This window comes from Dolichospermum circinale AWQC131C (genome assembly GCF_000426905.1).
In the GTDB taxonomy this organism is placed as follows: domain Bacteria; phylum Cyanobacteriota; class Cyanobacteriia; order Cyanobacteriales; family Nostocaceae; genus Dolichospermum; species Dolichospermum circinale.
The window spans coordinates 67,218-78,485 of the sequence record NZ_KE384593.1 but is presented as its reverse complement, the minus strand read 5'-3'; the positions used below and the strand labels follow the sequence as shown (position 1 = coordinate 78,485).

Genomic DNA, 11,268 nt, shown 5'->3' with positions numbered 1-11,268 from the left:
GCCCAAAATTTAACATATTTTGGGCTATTTTTATCAGGCTTTTCTTAACATTCAACACTTCTGTTTCAACTGCTATTTTTTGCCCCTCCTTTTCTGCTCCTAATAGTCTTTCTGCTCCTAAATCAATTCTAAAGTCAAGACCATCTACTGTAAATGATAAAGGATCGTCAGTAATTAACCAACCATCTTTTTCTAAAGCTAACCTAACTGCATTATGAAAAAAATCTTTCGCGGACATATAAAATTAAAGTGATGATGTTTAATTATGTTACTTCCCAGTCTTGTAATTGTAATTCAGGAATGCGGGAAAACTCCCTAGTATTGTGTGTAACTAATATCAAATTATTAGCTAAAGCAATAGCAGCAATTTGTAAATCGTAACCACCAATGGGTGTTCCTTTGCTAGTAAGTTCAGCACGAATATTACCGAAAATTATAGCTGCTTCATCATTAAAGGGTAAAGAGACGAATTTATCAAGAAATCCTTGTTGTAATTTTAAATTACTATCCGGTTTAGCACTCCGCATAGCACCATAGAATAATTCACTTTTGACAATGGAACAAACTGCAATTTCAGAAATTGAGATACTATCTAATTTCTCTTTTAGATGAATATTTTTACCTTTAAGATAAATAATACAGGTATTGGTATCTAATAAGTAAATCATCAGAATGCTTCTCTTTCAGGTTGTTCTAATTGTGGATGTCTAATAAATGTTTCATCTTGGATACAACCATAAAAATCACTCAATTTCATAGTTTGTTCTGTTGCTGTTTCTTCTTTTGGTACAGCTATTTCATAAATAACAATAATATCAAATTCAGTTCCTTCTTTAGCCTGTGGTAAATGAATTTTTAATAGTCCATCTTTACCAATGCGCGATCGCAGTCTTAAACTTTCCATTTTTAATTTTCCTTTCTTTAGTAATTTGCGATTTTTCGACATTACTTTATTTTATCATTGTTTTAGATTAATTTATATCCTACTCTCATTATTCTTTACCTAGTAATAATTTGTAGGTTGGGTTAAGCGAAGCGCAACCCAACGCAATAACATTATAAAGATGTTGGGTTTCGTTCCTCAACCCAACCTACGTAACTAAAGGTTTTATGGAAAATAAAAAAAGGAAAATAAAATTAAGTATTAAGGAATATATTAGGATCAAATTCCTCATCAAATTCTCCAATTAGTGTTTCTCGAATTTCTGTAAAATCCTGAACTAAGCTAAAAAGATCTTCTGTTTTTTGTAACATTGGAGAATTAGTTTCTTTATCAATATCTCTCAGCTTTTTAATATTATCAAATAACGTTTGATCAGAATACCATGCCCTTCCAAATCGCACTTCTTTAATTTTGATTTTATTCTTATCTTCAATTAGCTCCTGGAAGTTTTTAAGTGAACTTTCAGCTATTGTGAGAGCTTCGTTATGTTCTATTACTACCGGACGTTTTCTAGCTTTACGATTACGAATACGTTTTTGTTTGCCTTGAATCTGCTCTTTTAATGCTTGAATTATTTGTTCAGCTTCCTCTTTCTTTTGTTCATTAATTTTATTTAATCTCTCCTGTCTTTTTTCACTAGGACTTTTTTCTTTAGGATATTTATCTAGATAAGCTGCTACAGCTTGTTCTTGATATTCCTTGATGTTATTGTCAATTTTAAAAGTATTTGCAAATAATTCGACTAACAGTTGAATAGTTTCTTTATTTTGACCAGCCCATATATAAAGTGGCGTGGTTTGTGAATACTTACTCCTAAGTTCTGAAATATTTTCTTGGCGACTTTTAATATATGCTTTGTGATGTGTCATTTCTTGCTGAGAGTATTTACTTGCTTTTTTTATGTATTCTGCTGCTAGTTTATCCGACTGAAGATACAGTTTGTCTATCTTTTCTTGAGCATAATTTCCTAAATTACCTGTTTCTAAAGCTTTTTCTATTCCGATAAAACTACTTTTAACTTGTATAGGAAAATAACAATCATTCCATTTAATAATTACATCCCATCGCAAACCAACATCAGCGACACTATCAGATGGAGTTTGAGCCGCAGTAATTCCAGGAAGTGCATTCAAGGCACAACAAATAACATCAACAGTTTTTTGTCCATGTTCATGATTACTGCTTGTTTCCAAATAGCCTCCAAGAAATTCGTTACACATACTCCCAACAAATTCGGGAGATTGAGAATAGCATTTACCCCGGACACCATACAAATTTCGATCAATTCTACCGGAAAGTACAAAACGATTTTTGGCATCTTGAGATAATTCTAGCTCCCCAGCACTTTTTGAAAGTTGTATAAGACTGGGAACAAGTGATTTACTGTCTACTTTAGATTCTTTAATTTTTTGCTGCTGCAAGAAAACCAAACATTTTTCTAGTAGCAATTTTTGCTGATCTTTTGTAAGTGATTGCCACCATTTATTAGTGGCAATTCCATCATTTATACCGTTTTGCCACTCTAAAAGTACATCAGTGGGAATGGAAATTGGTAAGTTTAAATTAAAATTTATTATCATAAGATAATTCTCCAGTATTAGATAAGTGATTAAATTATTTTAAATATTGATAAATTAATCATATTAAGAAAGTTTCTTAATACAAGTTAATACACCAGATTAGCAATAAATACATTACAGACAAATATAGATTAATTAACTAAACATCTGCAAAAAAGCCTTCAAATCATTTAATATAGGATGTTCAAAATCCCATATTTTTGATTTATCGGACATTGCATATTTAAAACTACATTTTTCCTTTGCTTGATTTCTTTCTCTTTTGGAACAAGTATCAAATCTTAAATATATAGAAACCCAAAACTTATTAAAATCCTTAATTTTGATTTCTTTTCCACGACTTGCTAAACAACTTTTCCAACTTTCTAAACAGTCAGCATAAATCGAATTTTCTTTCTTAATCATTTTTAAAACTGTTTCTAACTCTCCTTCTCCATTAACATTCGTAAAGTAACAAGCTATTTGAAAATTACAACTATCAAAATTTATATCCACAAAATTATTAATTTCTGTCAATAATTGTGTTCCTGGAAAAACCGATTGAATGCAATCATTAACAAAATTAATTCTCTCAATTTCTTGTTTATCATCAATATCAATAACAATACCTATTCGTTCAACTTTACCTTTTTGTATATCCGCTTTTAAATCATCGAGAGCTTTTTTGAGTTCTTTAGGACTTAACCCTTCCATGGATTTATAATCATCCTCAGAAATCATAATTGCAGGAGCAACTTCTATATTAAAATTAAGGTAACGAATAATTGCCTGTAAAAAATATTGATCATTTGGACTTTCTACAATCAAAATATTGCTACTCACCTCTGACCTCCTTATTGTGACTTATACCATACTCTAAAGTATCTAAATCTCTCTTAATAGCAACTATTTTACCAGTTTTCACATTTCTAGTTAACTCAAAATGAGCAGCCATATTTTCATACTCAGCACCAGCTTCAATAAAAGATTTAATCATTTCTAAACTGTGAGTTGTAGCAAATATTTGTACATCTAACTCCTTAGCTAATCTGTACAAAATACTCCAAAAAGCAACTTGATTTGAGTGATGAATACCATTTTCTATCTCATCAATTAATATAATACTATTCTCATTATTCACAATCCTTAAAATAATATCCGCGATACGATTTATGGCATCACCAAACAAAGCTAAAGGCAACCTTTTTTTTCCTTCTTTCTTCACCCAAATATTTCCTTCACCAATAGTCATTGTCTCTATACTAATAATAGCAGGATCAATAACTTGAAAGGTGCTGAGAAGTTCTTGATCTTTATCTTTTAAACGAGATTTATCAAATTCCTCTGCCAGTTCCCTGCTACCAACTCTTAAGAAGGAGGGGATAAAAAAAGCATCTTTAATATCAGGAACTTTAATATCTCTGGCTATAATACCCTTAACACTAGACATGATTAATGTTTCAAATGCTTCTCCATTATTAATTGTTGTTTTTAGGTGCATTACAGATTTTACAGACTCACTTCCTGAAAAAAGACTGATAAGTTTTTCGTTATCATCATTATTATCCTGTTGATATGTATCTTCTAAATTTTGCACAGATTCATCTACAAATACTTCAATTTTTTTGGATGAATCATTTTCTAGGATAGCTTCAATCTCTATTGGATTATTTTTATTTTCTTCAAAAAAGAAGTAATTCCAAGTATTTTCTGGTAAAGATTGTCTAAACTTTGATGATTCTCTTCTTATTTGTCTTAGTAAAAAAATAGTATCTGGTCTTGGTTTACTATTAAGAAATAATGCTTCTAATAATGCAGTTTTACCAATATTATTTTTTCCACTAATTAAATTAATTTTGTCGAAGCCAGATATTTTTAATTCCTCAAAATATCTAAAATTTTGAATCCTAATATTTTTAATCACTGTAACCTCCATGCTACGTTATCATTCCCAGTTGGGTTATCGGTTTGACGTTAAGTTGACACCAATTGCTAAACCCCTACATTTTATAGACAGGGAATTAATTCCCTGTCATCGCTTTTAAATGATTAAGTTCCAGAAGTCCAAGAATTGATATAGTCAATTTGCTCGGCTGTCAAACTATCAATGAAAATGCCCATAGCTTGCAACTTCAAACGAGCAATTTCTTCATCCACTTCTCTAGGAATAGAGTGCAAACCAGCAGCTAAACTACCCTTATTCTTCACCAGGTATTCAACAGCTAAAGCTTGGTTAGCAAAACTCATATCCATAACCGCGCTGGGGTGTCCTTCAGCAGCAGCCAAATTAATCAAACGTCCTTGTCCGAGTACAACTACGGATTTACCATTTGTCAATTTATACTCTTCTGTGAAAGGACGGACATCCTTGATTTCCTTAGCATTAGCAGCTAAATATTTCAAATCAAGTTCTAAATCGAAGTGACCAGAATTACAAACGATCGCACCGTCTTTCATCACATCGAAGTGTTCACCGCGAACGACGTGCTTGTTACCTGTGACAGTAATGAAGATATCACCGTGAGGCGCTGCTTCTGCCATTGGTAGCACGCGGAAACCGTCCATAACGGCTTCAATTGCCTTGATGTGGTCAATTTCGGTAACGATGACGTTTGCACCCATGCCACGGGCGCGGAGGGCTGTTCCCTTACCACACCAGCCATAACCGACAACGACAACAGTTTTACCAGCTAATAAGATGTTTGTAGCGCGGATAATTCCGTCTAAGGTAGATTGACCAGTACCATAGCGGTTATCAAAGAAGTGCTTGGTGTCTGCGTCGTTGACGTTCATCGCAGGGAAGGTAAGAACGCCTTCTTTAAACATGGCGCGTAACCGTACGATACCAGTTGTGGTTTCTTCGGTGCTACCAATTAAATCAGCTATTTGGTGTTGACGATGTTGAACTAATTCTGCTACCACGTCGCTACCGTCATCAACAATGATGTTGGGGCGATGATCTAATGCGATTTGCACGTGGCGGTTATAGGTGGCGCTATCTTCGCCTTTTTGAGCAAATACAGCAATACCATGATCAGCTACAAGGCTTGCAGCTACGTCATCTTGAGTTGATAAGGGGTTACTTGCAATTAAAACTGCATCAGCACCACCGGCTTTCAGAGCGATCGCTAAATGTGCTGTTTCTGTAGTAACGTGGGCGCAAGCAACTAAGCGTAAACCAGCAAAAGGCTTTTCAATAGCAAAGCGATCGCGGATTTGCTTCAATACGGGCATTTCTCGTCCAGCCCATTCAATACGTTGTCTTCCCAAGGGAGCGAGAGCGAGGTCTTTAACCTCGTGCTTTAAGGGAGCAGCTACAGTCATGAAAATTATCCTCTAAAAGATGATTCGGTCATTATTCCACACAGTCCCCCAGAGGGACTATGTTAGTATAGCCTCAAAATTTTATTTTTATTTTGAGGTCTTTACGTACTGTACAAGGTTTTCTTATTCCTAGCCATATTTTCTGGTAATTAGTAACCAGCAAGGGAGAAAGTCTGGGAAACTAGCTTCACCTCTGGTATGAGCAATGTTAACGCCCTATCTGACTTTTGGCTTTTTGATTATTCTCTGGTATTGTAGCAACTGATTGGTAATGGGTTATGGATTATGGGTTATAGCCAATTCCTATTTTCCCATTGACACAAGGAGGTGTTTTCATGATACTTCGATTTTTAGCGATCGCCGGGACAATGGCAATCACCATTGGCTCTGTCAACAAAGCTACAGCCCAGATTTCTCCTTTACCTTTGGTGTCCACTGCCAGTATTCTCAGTAATAGGGTAGATGAAAAAGAATATACTAAACGAGCAAACCCATTAATATTGGTAAATAAAATTAATGATGGGTTGCAACACAATCCAAAAGAAGCAAATCAAGAACAACAAACTCGGTTTTTAGTGCAGCAAGGGGGAATTGCTGCTGTCAGCACACTAGCAATAATAGCAGTTAGTTGGAGTATGGGACGTTGGCAAAAACGTTTAAGCGAAAATGAAAATAAATCAACTCCGCCTACTTCCACAGAGACGCAACCAATAGCTACACTATTAAATCAAAAACAACAGCAGCATCTTCAAGAAGTCAAAAAAAGACTGTTTCAAACTGCACAAGTAATGCTTTGGGGCGGCGGTACTTTGATCATTTTAGGACTATTTCCCTACACCAAACCCTTACAAATTGGGATTCTCGCTATTGCTCAAATTCCTATTAAGTTAACTATTGTGGCTGTGGGAACTTACGTAGCTATACGGTTTACCTATGCCTTAATAGATCACTTTACCTCAACAATAGTTAGTGGTGGTGCTTTATTAACACCAGAAACATCCGCACGGCTACAACTAAGAATATCTACATTTTCCAGCGTGACTAAAAGTATCACTACCATAATCTGGGTAGGAGCAGGTAGCTTATTAGCACTGACATCTTTAGGTATAAATATCGTTCCACTTTTAGCCAGTGCAGGTTTACTTGGTGTAGCCCTATCCCTCCCCTCTCAAAACTTAATCAAAGACGCAATTAACGGCTTTTTGATTATTTTTGAAGATCAATACGCCCTTGGTGATATGATAACAGTTGGTACTGTGGGCGGTTTAGTCGAAAAATTGAATTTACGAATGACTCAAGTTCGAGATTCCGAAGGACGCTTAATCACCATTCCCAACAGCGAAGTCAAAATTGTCGCTAATCTTTCCAGTCGCTGGTCACGGGCTGATTTAACAATTCCGGTTTCTTACCAAGCTAATGTAGATCAAGCCCTGACACTGATCGAAGATGTGGGTTTAGACATGACTCAAGACCCCCAATGGCAAGATCAAATTCTCGAAAAACCTAATGTATTGGGAATAGATAATTTTAGCGATCGCGGTATCATGATTAGAATCTTAATTAAAACCCAACCCCTCAAACAATGGGCTGTAGCGCGAGAATATCGTCGTCGGCTCAAAATCACTTTAGACGCAGCCGGAATTAATATTCCCGTACCGCAACAAGCAAATTGGGTAAATGAGATATAATCACTAGTTTTTGTTTTGCGTCAAGGCGCGAAGAAGTAAATTGATTCAGGATGTGGTGCAAATAAATAAGAACCGCTGTCAGCTTCTCTCCGCAATGGGGAGAGGTTTACCAGAGCCGTTAAATAGTCAATAATATTGATATTGGTTGAACTCACGCCTGATCTGGCTATATTAGTAAATTTGTACTATACTATAGGAATGGTCTTCACAGATGGAAGGACTACACCTATGATCAAGTATTATATTCTCAGTCTTAACCCCACTGCCAAGCACGAATGGGATCGTTGTATTATCCGTGATCCTTTAACTGCAAAACGTCCAGATATAGCCCAAATAATTTCCCAGGCTGTAGGTACAGATACAGGCAGTTATTTAGTTAGTGTAAATATTGAGGTTAAAGTATTAGAAGCAGCATCAACACCATCAGCAGTGTCATTTCCCGAAATATCTGTACCCACCCAACAGAGGGAAGCAGCATAGAAGGTGTAGAGTATGCGCTTTAGCAAACTTTATCGTAGGTTGGGTAAAAATGGTGTTACCCAACAGTAAATAATTGTTTGCTTAAGTTCAAAAATTAAAAATAGCCCAAGCAGATCATATCCATAATAATAGCACAAAAATCAAAGGGTAATTATGAGTCTTGAAATAACGTATTCACGTTCACTTATTGACAACATTCTCAAGATTATTGAGAATAAAGTGATTTATTCTCAATAAACATCAACTTGGCGCAATTTTGGAAAAACAGTCATTTAAAAAACTTATATTTCCTCAGCAGCAACCGCGTGTACCTGAAAAACCAGAACCGCATATTTTCGCACTGCGGTTAATGATTCTGAAAAACCTATGAGACATCTAGAAATAAAGACTGAGGAACATCTCTACTGGATATAAACTCAAACTCCCGAATTATGGCAAGTGCATAAAAATAATTTTTAGCAGTTCAGCACGAGTAAAAGGTTTAGTTAAATATCCAGAAGCACCGACAAGTCTAGCTTTGACCTGATCAATAATTCCTTTATTACTAGTCACAAAAATGATAGGAATATGTTTAAACATAGAATTATTGCGGATAATTCGACATAGTTCATAACCATTAATTCCTGGCATATTCAAATCCAATAAAATCAGATCGGGCTTATGTCTAATAATTGACATAACTGCTTTAACTGGTTCATTAATAGTCACCAAAACAAAATTTTCATCTTCTAGATAGCGACTGATTTCCTTGAGAATTGTGGGACTATCATCCACAGAGATAATTTTGTAAGTTTTGTGTCTAGTTATCGAATTTGTATTCACCTTTTCGGGTACAATGTCCTCTTGAGGTAACTCAGAAATATCGGGTGATATCTGTGAAACTGCTACATTTTCCTGAGAAACGATTGGAGTTTCTCCAGAAGGATTTGTACTTGGTGCTACATTTGAAAGAAATAATTTATCCTCAGCTAATTCTGTGCTATTGTCAAAAAGTAGTAATGAACGTCCACAGGTTTTTGGTAATTTATCAAATGGAGGATCTGGTTCATGTAAGACAATAGAACCTTTAACAATATATGGGTATAAACTCAAAGCTAGTTGCAATTCATCTTGATTTATGATCACTGCTAGATGACGCAAGCTAAAACCCTTCATCCAATGAATGATATTTTCCGGTAATGGTGGTAGTCTTTTGTCATAAAATTTGCTACTAACCAATAAATACGGACGCTGATAGGGAGAAGATATATACCTACCAAGATCACGCCAATTTTGCAGATGATTTTGACATTCTTCCGTGATAGAATAGACATCTAATTTACAAATCTTGTTGAGATTATTAAATGTTTCTGTTAATTCATAAGTGCCTGTTTCAATGAGGAGAAATGATGCAATGACTTCTTTAACTAATTCTTGAATGAGTAATGCTGCTTGAGTAGGAAGAAGATATTGTTGAGTTACGAGCCAATTAATAGCTTCATATTCAGGAGGTTGCTTTGGTAAATTCTGGTAATCTTGATTTTCAAACAACAAGCGCATTTGTACACGCACTTCATAATCTAGCAGAGGAATTTGTTGATGTTGACGACGTATATGTCTTTCTAGTCTATCAAAAGGTTCTACCGAATGAGTGGCATAGATAATTTTCCCTTTATTGAGATATATCAACCAAGACACAGAGTTACTAAATACCTGTAAACAGGTGCTTTCGTAACAATTAGTTAATTGTCTCAATAAACCCTGGGGAGATAGTTTGGTAAAAGTGCCAGTATTCTTCATATGTTCACATTTTTTTGCGGATACATCAACACACTATTGGAAAAGATTAAATATCAGGTGGGAATATGATACCATATTGAAAACTTGTACTCATCAGAGTTATTAAATCAATGAATATCAATGATCAACATCTGCTGAAGATGAGTCAGTTTAGAGCTATTAGTTTTTAGAGTTTCTCATGAGAGTTTTTTAAAAGTTATCAGATTTTATCTTGATAAATCACATACTAATAATAGTGATCATGCTGAGATTTCCTTGATAATTAGACCTGATCAAACTTCATATTAGATTCCTCCTATACCCGGATTAAAAATGATGAATTTACTTTTGTTAACAGAGACAAAATTCCCCATAGAATCTTTAAAAATTTATGGATGTAAATGTATATATTGATTATTACAGCAGATTCCCAGGCAACAGACTAGAGAATTTAGGTAAAAAACCAGTTCTTCAGTCAATTTTACTCCTGATGGCAATTTGATGTAAGGTTGCGCTATGTTTTTCCCTCAGAAATTATGGAATTACATAAACAAATAAATTCCCTGATTTTAACTTTAGCCAAGATCAATGATGGTACTCGATAAAAGATAACATTAAACATCCCCATAAATTACCAGTAAGTAGTGGTGAGACGTGGAGAGTTAGGGGATAAACATTGACCAAGTCAATATCTGAGCTAAGAAACTCAAATATATCCCTAAAAATACCATAATTTTAACCATACTAGCTCCAGAAACTATATACTTTGAGTAAAAGGAAAATAAAACCTTGGATTATAACATAACACCAAAAGTTATGATTGATACATTTAACCTTGATGAAGTTGTAGAATTTGCGGAAAATCCCGAACCACGTTGTCCATGCGTGCTATTGCTAGATACATCTGGCTCAATGCAAGGGGAACGAATCGAAGCCTTAAATCAAGGTTTGCTGAGTTTAAAAGATGAACTGGTGAAAAATTCCCTAGCAGCCAGAAGAGTGGAGATAGCAATTATTACCTTTGATAGTAGTGTTAATATCGTCCAGGACTTTGTAACTGCCGAGCAATTTAACCCTCCCATTTTAACAGCCCAGGGATTAACAATCATGGGTTCAGCAATTCATAAAGCATTAGATATTATTCAAGAGCGCAAATACCAGTATCGGAATAACGGTATTGCTTACTACCGTCCTTGGGTCTTGATGATTACTGATGGAGAACCCCAAGGGGAACTAGATCATGTGGTTGAACAAGCAGCCCAAAGACTGCAAGGGGATGAGTCCAATAAGCGTGTGGCCTTCTTTACAGTGGGTGTAGAAAATGCGAACATGAGCAGATTAAGTCAAATCGCTGTGCGGACACCACTGAAGCTAAAAGGATTAAACTTTATTGAGATGTTTGTTTGGCTGTCTACGAGTATGTCAGCAGTATCTCATTCTCAAGTAGATGAACAGGTAGCACTACCACCCATTGGTTGGGGATCTGTTTAATTAAAATTACAGCTAGATGTTCAAA

General features: G+C 35.2%; 11 protein-coding genes. 3 read left to right on the top strand and 8 right to left on the bottom strand.

From position 1 onward, the window contains the following. From ACIR131C_RS21860 to ahcY, 7 genes are all read right to left on the bottom strand, one after another. Positions 1-238 (bottom strand): element excision factor XisH family protein (locus tag ACIR131C_RS21860; RefSeq protein ID WP_231395384.1); only part of this gene is annotated, 238 nt, incomplete at its 3' end. 25 nt (positions 239-263) lie between these two features. Continuing rightward, positions 264-668: a type II toxin-antitoxin system tRNA(fMet)-specific endonuclease VapC gene (gene vapC, locus ACIR131C_RS0104020; protein ID WP_028089157.1), complete on the bottom strand. Its 405-nt coding sequence runs from the start codon at positions 666-668 to the stop codon at positions 264-266. After that, positions 668-904 (bottom strand): hypothetical protein, encoded by a 237-nt coding sequence (locus ACIR131C_RS0104015; RefSeq protein ID WP_028082539.1) that lies wholly within the window; start codon positions 902-904, stop codon positions 668-670. The genes vapC and ACIR131C_RS0104015 overlap by 1 nt, the downstream gene beginning before the upstream one ends. Before the next feature lie 233 nt (positions 905-1,137). Beyond that, entirely contained in the window at positions 1,138-2,523 is a 1,386-nt protein-coding gene (locus ACIR131C_RS0104010; RefSeq protein WP_028089156.1) for a hypothetical protein, read from the bottom strand. A 135-nt stretch (positions 2,524-2,658) separates the two neighbouring features. Beyond that, complete coding sequence (locus tag ACIR131C_RS0104005; RefSeq protein ID WP_035371477.1) at positions 2,659-3,345, bottom strand: DUF3226 domain-containing protein; 687 nt, start codon at positions 3,343-3,345, stop codon at positions 2,659-2,661. Continuing rightward, positions 3,338-4,426 carry an AAA family ATPase gene (locus ACIR131C_RS0104000; protein ID WP_028089154.1) on the bottom strand — a complete coding sequence of 363 codons (1,089 nt, stop codon included), beginning with the start codon at positions 4,424-4,426 and terminating at the stop codon, positions 3,338-3,340. Before ACIR131C_RS0104000 ends, ACIR131C_RS0104005 begins: the two co-directional genes overlap by 8 nt. A 125-nt stretch (positions 4,427-4,551) precedes the next feature. Then, entirely contained in the window at positions 4,552-5,826 is a 1,275-nt protein-coding gene (gene ahcY, locus ACIR131C_RS0103995) for an adenosylhomocysteinase (RefSeq protein WP_028089153.1), read from the bottom strand. A 335-nt stretch (positions 5,827-6,161) separates the two neighbouring features. On the opposite strand from ahcY, the gene ACIR131C_RS0103990 reads away from it, so the two are divergent. Both ACIR131C_RS0103990 and ACIR131C_RS0103985 read left to right on the top strand, forming a co-directional pair. Continuing rightward, a complete protein-coding gene (locus tag ACIR131C_RS0103990) occupies positions 6,162-7,514 on the top strand; it encodes a mechanosensitive ion channel family protein (RefSeq protein ID WP_028089152.1) in 1,353 nt (450 codons plus the stop codon). Positions 7,515-7,742: 228 nt separating this feature from the next. After that, the gene (locus ACIR131C_RS0103985) at positions 7,743-7,994 is read left to right on the top strand and encodes a hypothetical protein (protein ID WP_028089151.1); all 252 of its coding nucleotides are present in this window, start codon (positions 7,743-7,745) and stop codon (positions 7,992-7,994) included. Positions 7,995-8,423: 429 nt separating this feature from the next. Here ACIR131C_RS0103985 and ACIR131C_RS0103980 read toward each other — a convergent pair whose 3' ends face one another. Next, positions 8,424-9,773, bottom strand: a complete 1,350-nt coding sequence (locus tag ACIR131C_RS0103980) for a response regulator (protein ID WP_028089150.1) — start codon at positions 9,771-9,773, stop codon at positions 8,424-8,426. 795 nt (positions 9,774-10,568) lie between these two features. Between ACIR131C_RS0103980 and ACIR131C_RS0103975 the strand changes: the two genes are divergently transcribed. After that, the gene (locus tag ACIR131C_RS0103975; protein WP_028082532.1) at positions 10,569-11,243 is read left to right on the top strand and encodes a vWA domain-containing protein; all 675 of its coding nucleotides are present in this window, start codon (positions 10,569-10,571) and stop codon (positions 11,241-11,243) included. Positions 11,244-11,268 lie beyond the last annotated feature (25 nt).